Below are 17,780 nucleotides of genomic sequence, written 5' to 3'. Positions count from 1 at the left end.
ATACTGTATCAATAAATCAGTGTCAATACTTTTAAGTTATGACACTCTCTTTGTTATATAATCCTTAATAAAGTGTTTGTACTTCTCACTTGTTAGTATAAATTTTCAAGGAGAAGTAAAAAAAAGATAAGGTAATTACCTCATCTTTTTATTGAAAAAGTTGAATTAGCTCTTCATTTTCAGTTTCTTCCGCACTTTCAATTAAACTTTTTCCATCAGATTGAATAAATGATTTATCTGCACCAGCTTCTATTAATTGCCTAGTTAAGATGATATTTTGCCTATAAACTGTATGGGAAAGTAGCGAGTAACCCTGTTCATCTATATAGTTTGGGTCAGCACCCTTATCAATTAACATTTTTCCTATTTCATTGTATAGGTATCCGTTTCGATCAGTGCTTAAATAAGTGACATCCCTTAGTAGTTTTGATAGCTTTTCAATATCATTATAAGTTTTCAAGTACCATTGAACTTTGTTTACATCCACATCGTATAGAACTGCTTGTTCTAAATCTTCGAAATTAACCTTTATATTGCTATTAATTTTTAACGTTTCCTTACTATTTGTTGTAATGCCTACTAAATTCTCTGTTTTTACTTTTATATCTTTCTTCTGAGATTCTACTAGGTTTCTTAGATAATTAAGTGATGCCTCTAAAGTCTGAATATCTTCCAAAGCTTTTAAAAGTTCTCTTATATCTTCTCTTAATTCCGGTGTTAATTCATATAACACGGGTAACATTTCATTAAAACCATTTTCCATTTTAAAACTTCTTTCCCCTATATGAAGAATATCCATGATAACTTCATTATTAGAGATTAATTCTGTAGTATTTGTATAAAGGACTGACTTTTTACCATCATACCCCCTAGCTGGTACTATTACATATTGATTAGATGAAACTTTTTGAATTGGTTGCATTGCATATTCAGTATATATACCACAACAACCTAATTTTATGTTTTCTTCAAACGGGATATTATCTCTTAAACTGTTTTCTAGTGCCTTCAATTCTTTCAAATTATTTTGTTGACTTTGAATCTGTTTGTTATTTTCATCATAAACTTTTACTAAACTCTCGATTTCCCCAAAAGAATTATTTAGTTGTTTCAATAAATTAATATGTGAAAGAATATTAGAATTATCTGGACTAAACAGCCCTTCAACAATAAAGGTTGCTATGAATTCGGAAAATTCAATGGACTCTTCTTCTAACATAAAACTATACACATCTAACAAGTCCTGATTATTAGCTATTTTTTTTTGTTTTTGTATGTACTCTATACCAGCTTTTATATCTTTCTGTTCTATTATTTTTTCAGGAGTTAATTGTGTTGGGTTCGACGTTCCAGTAGAAACACAACCAACTAATGCTCCAATCACAATTAAATAAAACAATACTAATAATTTATTCATACCATCATGTCCCCTTAATACTTCCAAATTGCCACATATATTGTTATACAATTCTTTAGTATTACTGTAAATATTTTCTTATAAAACTTACTTCATAATTTAAGAAATGATTATTGATATGAAATTCTTTCAGTTTTTATAGAGGATTTCTCAATAAAAATTAAGATCATTATTGCATTATTTTCTTCAATAACCCCTGACTGACAGTTGAAGCAAACCTCTAACCATGCCTATTATCACCTATTAAACCCTCTACAAAGGCATGAATATCTTTTATGAAATAAACCGACAAGTCTTATTCTTATCAACTTTTTTAGAGGAGTTAAAAGATTAAATCAGCAAATCAGCATTTAGCCATTGAGTTAAATTTTTTTCTTAATGTGTTTGCTTCAAAGAGTAAATTCCAAAAAAGTTCAAATTACATTTCAGTAAGTATTAAATACATAGCATGAACACTCACACTTATACATGGCAAATCCTCATAACCTATTGATTAACCAGTACCATCATATAAAACCACGACTGATCCTATAAAAGTGCAATATATAAAGGAGAAATGCACTTTTATATTACGAGCATATCTTTCGCAAAGAGTATCGATATTGAATCCTAAACCCCTACAAATAAAGAATTAAAAACCTTAGCATCCTCCTAAGTTGATTCATCTATCGTATCGTAACAGCCATTCTTAATTGGAAGACATTATTTCTCAATTAATACAATTCAACACTCTTGGGAACAATCCTGTCCCCTCCCTCTAAAATGAAAAGTCGACCTATTATCTGAACAAATAAAAGAAGGACACAAGCACTAATTGCTCATACCCTACAAATACAAACTATAACTTTACTGTCAATCTAAATTGTAGCGTAAAAGCATAAACTAGACCTTGGGGGAAAGCGACAGTTTTGAGAAGAACATTCAAAACTTTACGCTAGGTATTTCCCCCAAACCCCCATTCCAAATCCATTTCCAAGTTAACGATAACAAACACAATTCAATTGTAAAAGTCGCTATCGTACAATCCTTTATATTTATATAATAAGAAAATATACGATAACTATTAACCTATTATTTTTTAATAAAAATACCTCTTTTGACTTTATATTTTTCAAACGTTTCCTTAAAAAATGTATTCTTTCTTTTTAAATTATCAATATCATTAGTTGTCAATCCCGTTGCTTTGCATATTTCCTTAGTGGTATATTGGTTACCAATTTCCCAATTATTAACAAAATTTAGCAATAGTGTTGCTTTGTCACCGTTTTTCCTAGAAGTAACCTTTTCCTCTTGGAAGCAACTTAATTCATTATACAAAATGTTAATATTACATTTAGGAAAAAATTGTTCAACCATTCCAATTAAAACTGAGTCTGACTGAAAACAATGGATTTCTACCTTACCATTAAAATTATAATTTCTAAGTTTTGTTCTGAATACTTCTTGGATAAAGTCTGTTACCATTGAATATTTTTGTAAAAGGTACAAATTAGGATTATCAAATTTGTAATCTTCTCCATGAACCAAAGACTTTGAAAATCTCTCTGCTATTTCAGGTTTTGAGCATTTTTGAAAGATGTCATCCATTCTTTCCTGACTGAAATTAGTACAAAGATATCTTATTGAATATTCGTAATCAGGTAGTGTATTCCATCCAATTTGAACCATTTGCAAACAATCTTTTGCTTTGTTGCTTCCTTTTGTATTACCAAAATAAAATAAAGTATCATCGTCATAGGATACTAGTTCAACTTTGTTTGAATTACCCCAGTATTCATTCTCATTTCCTTTAATAAGGATTTTATTCCCTTCTTTTAATTTTTTTAGCATTTTAGGAGCAACCTCATTATAGGTAACAACATATGTCATAACATTTTTAGGTATAGTTTCTATAAATTTCACACAAGCTGCTGTTAAATACTCTTTAGTTCTCAATGTTGATTTATTGATTTTGTGAGCTTGGTAGAAATTAAAAGTAACATTCTCAAAAGTTCTAACACTTTCAATATCAATGTACTTTATAATTTGTTCATAAACACCCACGCTTGAATAATCTGGATCAACTAATGCTGTAGCATCAAATATTACAGTTTTATAATCTTCATTAATAATTTCTTTCATTGAAATAGTACTTATAAAAATACCGTTCTTATTTTTTGAATCACAAAACATTCCACCCTTTGTTAATACAGTGTGAATATGCTCCAATTCATTTTTATATCTATTCTTCATAAGCTTGTTCCAAAGATACATAAAATCATTATCATTTAATAGTATTTCATCATCATTAATATTAGAAACTAAAAACCTCTCATAACTAGTAGAATAGAGATTTATAGTGTCCCTAATTCTTGACCTTATATAGTCCCATTTTGATATTAATTGAATTTTCTCTTTCTGCTCTGACTCATTCTTAACTGGAATGGTAAATAACTCTTTTTCTATATCATTTATTAGTGGAATAGAAACTCGAATACTATTTATCATTTTGGGTTTTTCGTCATTAATAATCATTGTTCTAGATTGCTTATTTCCCTCTTTATCAATGTAATAGTTATACTGATTAATACTTTCACCAAATGTTTCAAGTCGAGCATTTGTCATCAAAAGTATTGGTGAGAATTGTTGTATAGTCCTTTGCTTAGACATCTTACAGTCTTTATAAAATGAACATTCTTCATTACTACACATTCCATTTTTATAATACTTAACTTTTTTATTTAAGCAAACTCCTTCCTCAAAACTTCTATCAGTCCAACCCTCTAACACATATGTAAAAGAAGTTTCAAGTTCTTTACCGTTCTCTGTTTTTTCTATTTTATAAAATCCGATTTCTTTCTCTAAATCAGAATGAGTTTTTTTTAGTTCACTTAATTTGTCAGTTACAATAATTAACCCTTCTGTAATTAATCCATTGCTCATTGCTTTGCACACTTCTCTTAAAAAGACGTAGGTAATAGTGCTTTTTCCAAATCCACAAGGAGCAGGAATTACTGGTACTGTTCTCTTATTATTCAATTTCCCTATAAGAATTTTAGCAGTAGTCCTAGCAAAATTAAGTTGTGCTTCTGTTGGGATAATTTTTCTCTCTATGAATAATTGTTTATAGCCTTCAACAATATTTTCTACAATTAGAATACCTTGATCAGATAATTCACATACTTCTTCTGCTTCATAGAGTATTCGGTCTTGTTTGTCAAGGTAATATGAATAATTGTCATAATTTAATTGACCATTAATTGTTTCATATTTTTTATTATATTGTAAATCCTTTACTAACTGTATTGTTCTCATTATATTCCTCTCCATCTAGCAACTGACAATAGGTTATTAGGAATATTGTACCACCTAATTTTATAAAAGTGATATAAGATTAGCGAATTGAAAGAAAACAGCCTACAATTATCCTACTGTAAGCTGAGGTCATAAATTAATAATCACTCATAAATAAGCTAAAGATTGAGTGTGTTAAGAGGATTAAATTTTTCGTTTTGTTCCTTTAGATCATTCCCCCACATAGCCGCATACTTTTCAGTAACAACAATCGAACTATGACGCATTAATCTCTGTATAGCGAATGTAGACATACCTGCATGTATACACTTTTGACAAAAGGTGTGCCTAAACGTATGAGCAGATAAACGAACATCTTTAAAATTCATTATTTTAGATAATCGTTTAAACATACACTTAATTGCGTTCGCTGTTAATCCTTGATTGTCTCTATCAGTAAAAACAAAGGATTTAACTTTATCAGTACCGAACTGTTGCTCACAGTAAATTTTATATGCTGATAATTCTTTTATTACTTTTTCTGCTAAAGGAATAGACTCCAGTTTCCTATTTTTCCCGAAAACAGATAGTGTTTGATTTACAAAATCAATGTCTGCCCATTTTAATGAGGTAAGTTCAGAAAGTCTAATTCCCGTACCTAGTAAAATCACAATGATAGTATGGTCTCTATAAGCCCAAAACACTTTCTCTCTCTGTTTAATACGTCTGTAATAATTCAACATCTGCTTAATATGGTAATCAGAAAAGACTTCAATACGAATATCTTCTTTTGCCTTTGAAATTTTACTGGCAGGATTCTTTTGTATAACCTCTGTTTCAATCATGAAATTAAAAAAGGCACGAATCCGCTGAAGCTTTGAGTTTGTGGAAGTAGCGTTATTCCCTTTTTTCTGATAGAAGAGAATAAACTTTTTAACAACATTAAGGGTAACATCTTCAACATTTACAACTTCATTCTCAACACAAAAATCGTGAAATTGTCCTAAGATATTTTTGTAATTACTCAAAGTATTAGGGGTAACATTTTTGAACTCTCTGTCGTCTAGAAAGTCATTAATTGCAAACTTTAATAACATAAAAAAAACCACCTCACATAATTTGTGAAGTGGTTTATCGGGGTTGTAATAGGTTTGTCTGCGACCACATTACTTTTCAATGTAGTGAAACTGCTTTCAACCATTGATACAACTGTGTTTATGATCTGAGAGGGATTCGAACCCCCGACCCCTTCCCTGTCAAGGAAGTATTCTCCCACTGAACTATCAGATCTAAATTAATGAATATGTAATAATTATACTGATTATAACAAAAAAGTCAACTCTATCTAAGGACCCGCTCGTCCATATAGAAAGAATCAACTTTTCTTCACATGAAAATTCAGTGATTCAATTGAGTCTCTTGAATGGAAACAATCTCTCCATTTTTAACATTAATAATCTTATCTACATGTTTATCAAACACTAGCTCCTCACTAACGGTAAAGACAATTGTTTTATCCCCCTTAATACTTAGTAACTGGTGGAATAATTCAAATTGGAATTCTTTTTCGATAAACGAAAAAGGTTCGTCTAATAAGAGAATTTTAGGATTATTTAGAAGTACTTGTATGATACAGACTTTATGTTTCGTACATTTCGAGCACGAAGACAAAGTAGAGACTAAATCAGGAGTAATCTTAAAAATATCCGCATAATGATGAATATCTTTAACAAGTGTTTTAATAGCCCTACCACTCATTCTCCCCACTAAAGATAGGTATTCCTCCACTTTAAATTCAATGCTATCAGGTAAATTCATTGGAACGTAACCAATTTTTTTTGCATAACGATTTACCACACCACTGGTTTGATCATAGATGGCTCCTATCAGGTTCAAAAGACTGTTTTTACCAGAACCATTTGCACCTACAATAGCGATTACCTCACCAGCTCTAATTTGTAAGTTTATATTTTTTAATATTGGAAAACCTTCCACTACTTTCTCAGCATTTACAGCTTCAAATACAATTTTACTCATATAATTCCTCTAGAAATATAATATATTTTCTCTATTTTATCATTTAATTTTAAAAATGGATAATATTACATCTCATAGATACTAAATTATTAACACTAAAAAGCACTACTCCGTTTAAGAGTAGTGCTTTCAAATTATTTTAGCTCTAATGCTATATATTGAGCACTTACCCAACCCTTAGTCCCATCAGGTAATTCTACTTTATACCATGTTTTTGAGCTATCCATTGTAGGCTTGTTATCTTTGTTCAGTACGATGTGAACATACTGATTCATTTTTATCTTATTTATTGGCGTATTGTTCGCTGTCGTTGCTTTTTCACGGACGTTTAATGCTTCCGTTTTAGATCTTCCAAGATTGATGACAGAAAGATATTCTTTATATTGGTGTAGTTTTATATCATTTGTCCAATACACTTCGTCTTCTAAGACTATTTTTACCCAGAAATCATTTGTCTTTTCAGCAATGAAAAACTCAGTTCCCTTTTTAATCGTTTTAACGGTCGTGCTACTTCCTTTTTTCTCTTTTAGAGTTAGGCTTTGCTTAGCAACGGCTAAAATTTCTTCTGGGAACTTGTCACTTCCAGATGGAATGGATGGTGATGTATAAACGGTTGTATTAGGTTCAGCTTTACTATAATAGCTGTGATCATATGGAAGCATTTTTTGCATATGTGCTGCAATAGCCTTACCCCAATTTTGATCACTAGCATAATAGAAGTTCATCCCTTCACTAGCTTCGTTTATTCTAGCATTCTTCATTGTCTTTGTTGTAAATCCTAGGTGATATCCGTTATGCTTCCAGTTGCTAGAATTTAGATAAGTAGCTTTTAACTCTCTAGCAATATATTCAATGTTTGCATCAACATTTTTGAAACGATAAGCAGAAACATATGGTGCTGCATCATAAGCTGCAAAGCCAAATAAATTGTATTTGCCTAGTGAAATAGCTGATGTACCATAAGCACTTTCATGAATAGCATGTGCTGCTAAGAATAATGGATTAACACCATATTTATTACCCGCATCAATAAATACTTGGCCTTTATCTGTTAATACACTCTTCTTGCCTGTTAATTCAACATATTTCTCAATGTAATTATTAATTTGTGACGCCTTTACAGGTGATTTTGTTCTTAAATCAATGAACTGATAGCTTTTTTTAGTAGTTAATGGATTCCCCGTTTTAACTTCTTGAATATAATCTCCTGAAACATAACCTGTTTTCCCACCATAAGTTAGTTTATACCAACCGTTAGATACCTTGTGAGTAGGAAATACTATTTTATAAGCTGGAATTGTACCAAGAATAGTAGCATCTTCGTTTGGAGACTTTCTTAAGTTCAGGTTCACATCAACGATATGTGTTTTACTAGCGATTTCTTCCTCTTTTAATACTTCCATTTCAGTAGCCTTAAATTCACTTTTGAAAACGTATCCTGTGTCACCCTTCAATGAAACTTTATACCATTTGCCGACCATATAGGTTGAAGTAAATGTATCACCTTCTGTAACCTTGGTTAATTTTTTTGAACCTCTTCCATAAGATGCATATACATATGTATCTTCGGTAGCAGTTAATTTTGTCTGATCAATCTTTTTAGTTGAATATTTGTTTACATCTTTACTGTAGACATAAGCATTTTTACCGTTATATGTTACTCGGTACCATGTTTCTCCGAGAGAATTGACGACTTGTTGAGTAGACCTATATCCGTTGTTAGTACCTACACTTGCTAGGGCCTGCTTTTTCCTATCCGGAGTAGAATATAGTTTAGTAGGTTTGTTGGTCCAATAGTAAGCAGAGCTAGTACTCGTATACTTGTAGTATTCCTTAATATACTTACCGCTTACCCAGCCCGTTTTTGTTACACTTTTACCGTTTGATTTATACGTATAAGAAACTTTGTACCAAGTACCCTTTTTTTCTTTTGAAGTAACTGTCTTCCCTTTTGGAATGACATAGACTTGTTTGTAATTCGTACTAGGCCCTGTACGCATTCTCAAGTTTACCGTAGTTTGAAAGGTTGTCTTTTTAATAGTTGTTGTCGAACTAGCTTTGGTTGAGGCACTGCTTGTACTTTTCTTTTTTATGTAAGAACCGCTAACCCAACCTGTTTTTGTAACTGATTTGTTGTTTGACTTGTAGGTATAAGATACCTTATACCAAGTACCTTTTCTTTCTGTGGCATAGATCGTTTTCCCTTTAGGGATCGTAAGTATTCTACTATAATTTGTGCCAGCTCCCTTTCGCAGATTCAAATTATCTGTTGTTTGGTAAGCTGTTTTGGAGATTTTTACTGTTGTAGCTGCTTCAACTGACTGAATGCCTACCAATCCAGTTGTTGCTGCTGTTATCCCCATGGTCAAGCTGGTCGTTAATACGACTGATTTTAACAAATTTTTCATCATGCATTCACACCCTTTACATTCCTATTACCGTAGCGTCTCAAAGTTCCATCGTCAGAATAGTATTAGTAACAGGGACCATCGCAACACCTCCATAGTCTTTCATTATGCACCTTTCCTATTATCTTACAAAATAATATAGATTTAAAGGTTTATAGAGCAAATAACGACAATGTTCGTATAATGTTTCTTCAAACAACACTTTTATGAGATAAATTATACAATTTTTTCTAGGTATAGTTATTTAGCTAAGCACTTTTTAGAGTAACCTGTTAAGCTCGAATAAGAATAAATTCCTGTATCTCCTTTTCCTTCCTTTATATTAAAATCATACAAAAAAAGCCAATAAAAGGACAAAGCCTTTTATCAGCTATTTGTTAATCTATTTAAGCTCTCTATTAATATATGAAGAACTAACCCATGCAGTCGAGCCATCGTTAAGCTTAATCTCATACCACTTTTTCGTACTATCCATCTTTAATGTTCCATCTTTTTGTAAAACGATATGAACATAGGTGTTAAGAGGAAGGGAACCAATTAAGTTTTCATTATTTGAAGGTATATTTGGTGTTGAACGTACATTTAGGGTTGAAGTATTGTATACTCTACCAAGATTATGGACCGATAAATACTTTTGATATTCATAGAATTTAATATCACTTATCCAGTATTCCTTACCTTCCACACTAACACGAACCCAAAAATCATTCGTTTTTTCATGTATAGTAAACTTTGAGTCTTTTACTATCCTGCCTACAGAATCCTTCGTTCCCTTTTTGCTATGAAGGATAAGATCTGTTTTAGCGGTTGCTGTAATATCGGCTGCAAAAATATCACTTCCACTTGGAACTGCTGGTGCTGACGGAACAGTTGTATCAACTGATGCATTTGTGTAATAGGCTTTATCGAATGGAAGCATGTTCTCCATATGTTTAGCAATCTTTTTACCCCAATTCTCATCCGTTGCATAGTAAAAATTCATGCCCTCACTATATGAGTCAATTCTCTTATTATCCATTGATTTTGTAGTAAAACCTAGGTATGTTCCGTTGTATTTCCAATTCTTTGAATTTAAATAAGTTGCTTTCATTTCTCGAGCAATGAACTCAATATTTGATTGGACATCAGGAAAACGTTGTGCTGACAAATATGGAGCTGAGTCATAAGCACCAAAACCAAAGAAATTATTCTTACCGAATGAAAGCTCTGAAGTACCATGAGCACTTTCATGAATGGCATGTGCAGCCAGATATAAGGCATTAACGCCATATTTATTCCCTGCTTCAATAAAATACTTCCCAGCACCTGTTAATACACTTGCTTTCCCAGTTAATTTCACATAACTCGCAATATACTGATCAATTTGGGATGCCATTACAGGTGCTTTCGTACGTAAATCGATAAATTGATACCCTTCTCTACCGTTTAGAGGATCACCTGTTTTAACTTCTTGAATAGAAGTTCCAGAGACATATCCTGTTTTTCCTCCGTAAGTTACCTTAAACCAGTTATTTGAGGTTTTATGTGTTGGAATTACAATTGTATTTTTCGGTAATACTATTAAACTATTTGTAGCAGTATCAGCTGCTTGTCTCACTTCTAGACTACTAGTGACAAGATATGTTTTGGCCGGAATAGATGCCTCGGTAAAATCCTTTGGTGGTTCTGTAGGATTAACCGGTCCCTCAACTTCCTCTAAATAAGATGGGTGTACATAACCAATTTTCCCTTCGTATTGAACCTTTAACCAACCATTTTCCGTTTGGTGAGTAGGGATTAATTTTGACCCGTTTGGTATCGTTACTAAAGGGTTGGCACTATCATTAGGAACATCTCTTAAAAGTACATCCGCTATCGCTACATAATTTTTAACGATTAATATCGTCTCCTCATTATATTTTGAATAAGTTTGAACATTTCCCTTATAAATATACCCTGCTTGTCCATTGAACTCTACTTCAAACCAGTCCCCGATACTTTTTTGCGTAGTAAGGATCGTCCCCTTTGGAATGCTACTGATTTTACCGTGTACCTTACCAAAAGATTGATAGAGAAAGGTATCTTCACTAGCTTGGAGGCTCATTACTTGAAACGACTGTTTTGTTTTTTTGCTAACATCCGTACTACGAATATAGTAATTAGCTCCATTAAATGAAACTTTATACCAAGTCTGACCAATACTATTGACAACCTTTTGTTTCGTTAAAAAACCATTATCCTTTTCAATATTAACCAACGATTTTCTCTTTGTGTCTGGACTTGGGTATAAGTTTGAAGACTTTTTAGTAAAGTAATATGTTTCACTAACAGTAGATGTCTTGTAGTATTCTTTCAGATACGTTCCACTAACCCAACCCGTACTCGTAACACTTTTACCTTTAAAAGTGTAAGTATAGGAAACTTTAAACCAATTACCTTTCTTTTCTTTACTTGAAATAACTTTCCCCTTAGGAATGGTTAGAATGGTTTTATTTTTCGTACTTGCTCCTGTGCGTAAATTTAAACCAGCAGTAGTTTTAAATTTCGTACTTGTAAACTTTTCAGTACTGCTTGAAGCTACTCCAGCTGTTGGTTTTACTTTCTTTAAATATAATTCTGAAACCCATCCTGTTTTTAAAACATCCGATCCATTTACCTTATATTTATATGTTACCTTATACCAACTACCCAATTTCTCAGTGGAAGTCACTGTTTTTCCTTTAGGAATGGTCAATAGTAGCTTATGTTGAGTTCCTGCACCTGCTCTTAAATTCAAATTCGTAGTAGTTTCATAAGAGGTTACACTAAACTTAATCTGCTCGCTTGCTGCTTCAACTTGGTTTAATCCTACTGGAAAAATTGAAGATAGAGTCCCCCCTAGTAGAATACCCGTTGTTAAAATGACAGATTTCCCCACTTTTTTCATATCATTCACACCTTTCTTGCTTCTTATCAAATACACACATAATCACTGATGACCGACTTTTATCCTAAAGACAAATAGATTAGTATGTTAGAAGCAGATTACACCTACCTCCACATAGAAAAGCGCGAGAGCCCTTGTTTAGCGAAGTAAACTAGTCGCTAAGAGTAAGAACGTAATCTATCTTTAAAAGCTGATAATTTATTACCTTCTGAAGAATATCTCCTATATTCCTAATATCGGTTATGAAAATTAGGTCCTAAATACTTTATAAGAAACTCACGCAAATAGTCCTACTAAATGACATATTTTTCATTATATCTATAAAAATGTCAAATTTACAGAGCCGTATTTCCTTAAATACAAAAAACAGAACAAACATTCGTAAAAATATTGTATAAAGAACTAATGTTCGCATATAATAAGAGTAAGATATTAATTTACTCCTTAGTAAGGAAGTGGTTAAATGAAAAGATTATTCCTTCGTTCAGTAGAGGAAAACCTTCCCCTTGAAATGATTTATCTTTCATCAAGTAACCAAATTACTCAAAGAAGGATTATAGTCAGGGAAATAAATGAGTTCACCATCCGTGCATATTGCCATTTACGAAAACAAACACGCCTGTTTAAAATAGAAAATATCCTATCGCTAATGCCGCTAACAAATTATAGAAGAAATCTTGGTTAAGCTATTTTTCAAGATCGAAAAGCCATTTCTACTTAAATATCAATATGATAAACTTAAAATGACAATTTAAGGTAGAAAGGTTGATTATGTATTATGCTATTGGCCGTCAATGAGATGACTGAAAATCTCGCTACACAAATTCTTTATTGGAAGTATGATAAACCTTATGACTTTTATAATAATGAAGTGACAGAGGAGTCGTTGAAAGAGCTAATGAATGGTTCTTATCGCGCTGTAATCGATGAAAAAGAAGCTCTAATTGGTTTTTTCTGCACGGGTCTATCAGCACAAGTCCCTACGGGGAAACAGTATGGTGTCTATGATGATCCCTTTATCGATATTGGTCTTGGTATGGACCCTAATCTTGTAGGAAAAGGCAATGGGTATGATTTCTGCACATTCTTTCTAGGCCAATTAGAAGAATCAAATAAAGATATTCCCATTCGACTTACGGTGGCATCCTTTAACAAAAGAGCAATACGTTTGTATGAGAAGCTTGGGTTTGTTAAACAAAGTGAATTTTCTACAGACTCTGCTGAGTTTTTAACCATGATTAGAAAATAAAGAAGCTTGAGGAGTTTTCCTCAAGCTTCTTTAAAACATATTTACTTTTTTAGTTCGCTGTTTGTGCTTTTGGTTTATCCCCTTTAATGACATACTGAAGTACAATCATTGCAATAAAGATGATTAAACCAATGATATCTGAGAAACCTTCCGGATAAATGAGTAACAATCCACCGGCAATTCCTAATAACCTCTCCGACCAATGTAGCTTTCTCATCCAATAACCGATAACACCAGCACCAATTGCGGTCATTCCAGCTAGTGCTGTGAATATGATCCAAATTAAATAAGTCCATGTTGTATCAATCATTAATAATTCAGGTGATAAAACGAACATATAAGGAATGATGAATGCAGCTATGGCAAGTTTAGCAGCATCAACCCCTGTTTTAATTGGTTCTCCTCCTGAAACTCCTGCTGCTGCAAATGCCGCCAAGGCAACAGGAGGTGTAATGTCAGCAATAATACCAAAATAGAATACGAATAAGTGTGCTGATAAATCAGGTACCCCTAACAAAATGATGGCTGGTGCAGCAATAGTTGATGTAATAACGTAGTTCGCTGTTGTAGGTGAACCCATACCTAACACTATAGCAGCTACCATCGTTAACATTAATGTAGGAATTAATGCTCCACCTGCAAGGTCTAACAATCCATTTGCTAGCTTTAAACCTAGACCTGTTTTTGTTACAACACCAACAATAATTCCGGCTGCAGCAGTAGCAGCTGCAACTCCTAGCGCTGTTCTTGCACCATCAACTAGTGCCTCAATCATTCCTTTAAAACCAATTCTAGTTTCTTTACGAATGGCACTTACTAAAATGGTAATTACAATGGACCATAATGCGGCTCTTGTAACACTCATTCCAGAAACTAATAACACGATAACAGCCAGAATTGGAGTCAATAAATATATTTGTTTTAGTACTTCTTTTCGGTTTGGCATTTCTTCTTTGGATAATCCACGTAAACCAATTTTCTTTGCTTCGAAGTGAGTCATAATCCAAATTCCAGTGAAATAAAGTAAAGCCGGGATTGCAGCCGCTTTAGCAATTTCCCAATATGTGATACCACCAATAAACTCAACCATTAAGAATGCTGCAGCACCCATAATTGGTGGCATAAGCTGTCCACCTGTAGAAGCAGCTGCCTCTACTCCACCAGCAAATTCTTTTCTATAACCCAGTTTTTTCATCATTGGAATAGTAAAAGATCCCGAAGTTACAACATTGGCAACAGAACTTCCACTAATCGTACCTTGTAGGGCACTAGAGAAAATGGCTACTTTCGCCGGGCCGCCAACACTTCGTCCAGCGATTGAAACAGCTAGATCATTAAAATATTGTCCAACGCCTGTTTTTACTAAGAAAGAACCAAACAACAAGAATAGGAATATAAATGTAGCGGATACCCCTAGTGGAGTTCCTAATATTCCTTCTGTTGTAAAGAACATTGTTTGTACAATTCGGTCAAGCTCTAATCCACGATGGGCAAGGAAGCCCGGCATGTAAGGTCCGAAATAAGCATAGCCCAAGAAAACAGCAGCTATTATTGTAATTGGCAAACCTACAGCACGACGAGTAGCTTCTAATACTAATATAATCGCAGTTAAACCAACATAAAAATCTAATTCCGTTAATCGTCCTACCCTCATGACTAATTCATCAATCATTAACGGCCAGTAGGCACCCACACCAATTGCTAAAATTGCTAAAATAATATCATACCATGCTACTTTATGTTTTTTGCCACGGTCCTTCTTACGAGCAGGAAATAGTAAGAATACTAGTGCTAAAGCAAACCCTAAGTGAATCGAGCGTTGCAACTGAGCGGTTAGCATTCCAAATATTCCTGTGTACAATTGGAAAAGGGAAAATGATAATAAACCTAAAAAAACAACCCAACCAAGTATACCTTTTAACTTCCTAGTACCGGCTTCTGGATCATATTTTTCAAGTAATTTTTGCTGTTCTTCCTGAGATAACATTTCTCCATTTTTACTCAAGTAAGCTCACTCCTTTCATTTGTTCAAAAAGATTGATTTTTTCTACTTTCATACGTACCCATGTTCCTGGTTTTATAACTTTTTTAAGCGGAAATTCTCCATTCTTATAGATGAGAGTATGGTTTGCTTTTACTTGGCCAATTCTCATATCAATGGAATCAAACTCACGGTTCATATTTTTTATATAATATTTCCCATTTTTTTGCTCGAAAATCTCATCACCAGAAGCGTTTTCTGGCATTCCTATTGCAAAATCTTCATATTCGAGCTCGTATAGTTTCATTTGGCTTTTATCATTTATTGTAAAGTACTCCACCACATCTGACAAATGGATGGAGTGTGTGTATTTAATTTTAAATTCATAATCCTTTGAGAAAGGGAGATAGACAAGCACTTCCTCAGTGTTTTGATATTGAAAAACTAGTGCTTGTTTATAAGGAATGAAAAACAAGATTGCGATGATTGTAAGGATGAGGGGTAACAAAATAGTCCATTTACAATAAATTTTCTTTCTCATGTAAACCCCGCCTAAATATATTAAGGATTGGTTTATTTAACACCAATACTTCGTGGAACAAAGAAAAATCTACAAAATAAGTTTAAAAAGTTCTGAAAAAAACCTCTTAAAATTGAATTTGACCGGTGTAAGCTACCTATACAAGGGCTACACCGGTCATATCCAGCTAAAACTTTAACGATTACTCAGCTTTAATACCTTTTTCATCATAGTATTTTTGAGCTCCTGGGTGTACTTCAATACCAACACCATTTAGAGCTTTTTCAGCACTAATTAAAGCACCTTTAGCATGAGTTACTTTATTTAAATTTTCAAAAATAGCTTTAGTAATGTCATATACTACATCTTCAGAAAGATCATCTCTTACTACTAACATAGCTTGAACCGCTACTGTAGGAACAGCACTAGCTAGACCGTAAGTTCCAGAAGGTACTTCATCTTGAATGTAGAATGGATATTTACCAAGTAGTTCATCGATTTTGTCTTGCTCGATTGGAAGGATTACTACTTCTGTAGTTGCAGATAAACCTTCTACTGCACCAGTTGGCGTACCAGCAGTAACGAATGCTGCGTCAATTGTACCGTCTTGGATTCCAGCTACAGACTCATCAAATGAAAGATCTTGTCTTTGAATATCATCAAATGTAATTCCATGTACTTCTAAGATTTGCTGTGCGTTTGCTGCTGTACCTGAACCAGGAGCCCCAATAGAAACTTTCTTACCTTTTAAATCTGCTACTGAAGTAATACCAGATTTTTTAGTTGTAACAATTTGGATTGTTTCAGGATAAAGTGTTCCAATTGCTTGAACATTTTCCACTTTACTACCTTCAAACATTAACTCTCCATTTTTTGCATATGATGCGATATCAGTTTGCGAGAAAGCAATTTCTGCTTTACCATCTTTTAACGTGTTCATGTTTTCTGCAGATGCACCAGATGTTTCAGCATTCGTGTCGATGCCAGTTGCATCTTGAACGATAGAAGCAAATGAACCACCTAATGGATAATATGTACCACCCGTACCACCAGTTACGATGCTGATGAATTTCGGTTTTTCTCCACCCTCTGCTCCGCCGCCTTCTTTTTTGTCAGTTCCGCCGCCACATGCTGCAAGAACCATTGAAAGCGTTAACAGTAAGATTGTCGTTAATAGAAAACTTTTCTTTTTCATGACAATTCCCCCTTTTATAAAGTTACAGACTTACGTATTTTATTCTATCACAACATATTAGTAAATTGTCAAATCTACTGATTTTATATGAAAAAGTTACTTTAGTAGCTCTTACTATATGTATAATGATGGGACTTTTATACATAAATTATGCATTTACCGTATGACTAACACCTTTTCCCAGCTAATAATGTAAATGCTATTTTAACTATTAACTACTTCCGCTTCTGTTTCCTGCGCTTCTTCTATATCACGTATGCGGTGTGCAATCCTAGCAGCAGCGGTTGCGGCTATTGCTCCTACTAAATCGTCCAGGAATGTATGTACCTTATCCCCTCGTTTTGTGTCCAAATCCTTAATAATCCCAATCTTATTTTTATCTAAATGGCCGAATGTAGTAACGGCAATACTTCCGTAACCAAGTGCTGCTCCAAATGCAATGGTTTCGTCTACACCAAATAGTCCCTCATCTGATTCTACAATGGATTGAAGTGGTTCTGATAATTTCTTTTGTTCAGCAAGCTTGTCTAATTCTACCCCAACTAAAATAGCGTGTTGAAGCTCTCTCTTGAGTAGAACCTTTTCTACACTCTCAATGCAATCAAATAAAGTCAGATTTTTATTATATGGAATTTGCATTTCATAGACAATCTCAGCGATTGCTTCTATAGATACTCCTCGTTCTACTAATGCTGATTTCGCAGCTTCAGTTACTAGTTGACTATGTACACGTTTCATCTCTAAATATCTCTCCCTTAAATAATCCGTTTTTCTTCTATATAATTTGGCCGCTAA

The 17,780-nt window shown here is 33.3% G+C and carries 12 protein-coding genes and 1 tRNA gene; 2 read left to right on the top strand and 11 right to left on the bottom strand.

Translation table 11 applies throughout. The features are described 5' to 3' along the window. Positions 1-148: 148 nt before the first annotated feature. The 7 genes from SM124_RS01430 to SM124_RS01400 form a co-directional block, all read right to left on the bottom strand. The gene (locus SM124_RS01430; protein WP_322444702.1) at positions 149-1,417 is read right to left on the bottom strand and encodes an ankyrin repeat domain-containing protein; all 1,269 of its coding nucleotides are present in this window, start codon (positions 1,415-1,417) and stop codon (positions 149-151) included. A gap of 1,071 nt (positions 1,418-2,488) precedes the next feature. Next, complete coding sequence (locus SM124_RS01425) at positions 2,489-4,711, bottom strand: hypothetical protein (protein ID WP_322444701.1); 2,223 nt, start codon at positions 4,709-4,711, stop codon at positions 2,489-2,491. Between the two features lie 158 nt (positions 4,712-4,869). Then, positions 4,870-5,787, bottom strand: a complete 918-nt coding sequence (locus tag SM124_RS01420; protein WP_322444700.1) for a tyrosine-type recombinase/integrase — start codon at positions 5,785-5,787, stop codon at positions 4,870-4,872. 121 nt (positions 5,788-5,908) lie between these two features. Continuing rightward, positions 5,909-5,980: transfer RNA gene (locus SM124_RS01415), tRNA-Val, on the bottom strand. Between the two features lie 108 nt (positions 5,981-6,088). Beyond that, positions 6,089-6,727 (bottom strand): ATP-binding cassette domain-containing protein, encoded by a 639-nt coding sequence (locus SM124_RS01410; protein ID WP_322444699.1) that lies wholly within the window; start codon positions 6,725-6,727, stop codon positions 6,089-6,091. Between the two features lie 134 nt (positions 6,728-6,861). Continuing rightward, the gene (locus SM124_RS01405) at positions 6,862-9,138 is read right to left on the bottom strand and encodes an SH3 domain-containing protein (protein ID WP_322444698.1); all 2,277 of its coding nucleotides are present in this window, start codon (positions 9,136-9,138) and stop codon (positions 6,862-6,864) included. A gap of 379 nt (positions 9,139-9,517) precedes the next feature. Next, the gene (locus SM124_RS01400; protein WP_322444697.1) at positions 9,518-12,040 is read right to left on the bottom strand and encodes an SH3 domain-containing protein; all 2,523 of its coding nucleotides are present in this window, start codon (positions 12,038-12,040) and stop codon (positions 9,518-9,520) included. A 463-nt stretch (positions 12,041-12,503) separates the two neighbouring features. Between SM124_RS01400 and SM124_RS01395 the strand changes: the two genes are divergently transcribed. Together SM124_RS01395 and SM124_RS01390 are read left to right on the top strand one after the other, a co-directional pair. Continuing rightward, positions 12,504-12,725 (top strand): hypothetical protein, encoded by a 222-nt coding sequence (locus SM124_RS01395; protein WP_322444696.1) that lies wholly within the window; start codon positions 12,504-12,506, stop codon positions 12,723-12,725. A 93-nt stretch (positions 12,726-12,818) separates the two neighbouring features. Then, the gene (locus tag SM124_RS01390) at positions 12,819-13,289 is read left to right on the top strand and encodes a GNAT family N-acetyltransferase (protein WP_322444695.1); all 471 of its coding nucleotides are present in this window, start codon (positions 12,819-12,821) and stop codon (positions 13,287-13,289) included. 49 nt (positions 13,290-13,338) lie between these two features. On the opposite strand, the gene SM124_RS01385 is transcribed toward SM124_RS01390, so the two are convergent. The 4 genes from SM124_RS01385 to SM124_RS01370 form a co-directional block, all read right to left on the bottom strand. Then, the gene (locus tag SM124_RS01385; protein ID WP_407691367.1) at positions 13,339-15,276 is read right to left on the bottom strand and encodes a TRAP transporter permease; all 1,938 of its coding nucleotides are present in this window, start codon (positions 15,274-15,276) and stop codon (positions 13,339-13,341) included. A 10-nt stretch (positions 15,277-15,286) separates the two neighbouring features. Continuing rightward, the gene (locus tag SM124_RS01380) at positions 15,287-15,811 is read right to left on the bottom strand and encodes a DUF1850 domain-containing protein (RefSeq protein WP_322444693.1); all 525 of its coding nucleotides are present in this window, start codon (positions 15,809-15,811) and stop codon (positions 15,287-15,289) included. 181 nt (positions 15,812-15,992) lie between these two features. After that, positions 15,993-16,985, bottom strand: coding sequence for a TAXI family TRAP transporter solute-binding subunit (locus tag SM124_RS01375; protein WP_322444692.1), 993 nt, complete (start codon positions 16,983-16,985; stop codon positions 15,993-15,995). Between the two features lie 204 nt (positions 16,986-17,189). Continuing rightward, positions 17,190-17,723, bottom strand: coding sequence for a phosphatidylglycerophosphatase A family protein (locus tag SM124_RS01370; protein WP_322444691.1), 534 nt, complete (start codon positions 17,721-17,723; stop codon positions 17,190-17,192). Between the last annotated feature and the right edge of the window lie 57 nt (positions 17,724-17,780).

Origin of the sequence: Robertmurraya mangrovi, assembly GCF_034427655.1 — a bacterium.
GTDB lineage: Bacteria > Bacillota > Bacilli > Bacillales > Cytobacillaceae > Robertmurraya_A > Robertmurraya_A mangrovi.
This window is presented reverse-complemented; position numbering and strand designations above follow the sequence as displayed.

Excerpts from the sequence above, each read along its gene's own strand:
- SM124_RS01430 (WP_322444702.1), bottom strand. The coding sequence starts at position 1,417 with ATGAATAAATTATTAGTATTGTTTTATTTAATTGTGATTGGAGCATTA.
- SM124_RS01425 (WP_322444701.1), bottom strand. The coding sequence starts at position 4,711 with ATGAGAACAATACAGTTAGTAAAGGATTTACAATATAATAAAAAATAT.
- SM124_RS01420 (WP_322444700.1), bottom strand. The coding sequence starts at position 5,787 with ATGTTATTAAAGTTTGCAATTAATGACTTTCTAGACGACAGAGAGTTC.
- SM124_RS01410 (WP_322444699.1), bottom strand. The coding sequence starts at position 6,727 with ATGAGTAAAATTGTATTTGAAGCTGTAAATGCTGAGAAAGTAGTGGAA.
- SM124_RS01405 (WP_322444698.1), bottom strand. The coding sequence starts at position 9,138 with ATGATGAAAAATTTGTTAAAATCAGTCGTATTAACGACCAGCTTGACC.
- SM124_RS01400 (WP_322444697.1), bottom strand. The coding sequence starts at position 12,040 with ATGAAAAAAGTGGGGAAATCTGTCATTTTAACAACGGGTATTCTACTA.
- SM124_RS01395 (WP_322444696.1), top strand. The coding sequence starts at position 12,504 with ATGAAAAGATTATTCCTTCGTTCAGTAGAGGAAAACCTTCCCCTTGAA.
- SM124_RS01390 (WP_322444695.1), top strand. The coding sequence starts at position 12,819 with ATGCTATTGGCCGTCAATGAGATGACTGAAAATCTCGCTACACAAATT.
- SM124_RS01385 (WP_407691367.1), bottom strand. The coding sequence starts at position 15,276 with ATGTTATCTCAGGAAGAACAGCAAAAATTACTTGAAAAATATGATCCA.
- SM124_RS01380 (WP_322444693.1), bottom strand. The coding sequence starts at position 15,811 with ATGAGAAAGAAAATTTATTGTAAATGGACTATTTTGTTACCCCTCATC.
- SM124_RS01375 (WP_322444692.1), bottom strand. The coding sequence starts at position 16,985 with ATGAAAAAGAAAAGTTTTCTATTAACGACAATCTTACTGTTAACGCTT.
- SM124_RS01370 (WP_322444691.1), bottom strand. The coding sequence starts at position 17,723 with ATGAAACGTGTACATAGTCAACTAGTAACTGAAGCTGCGAAATCAGCA.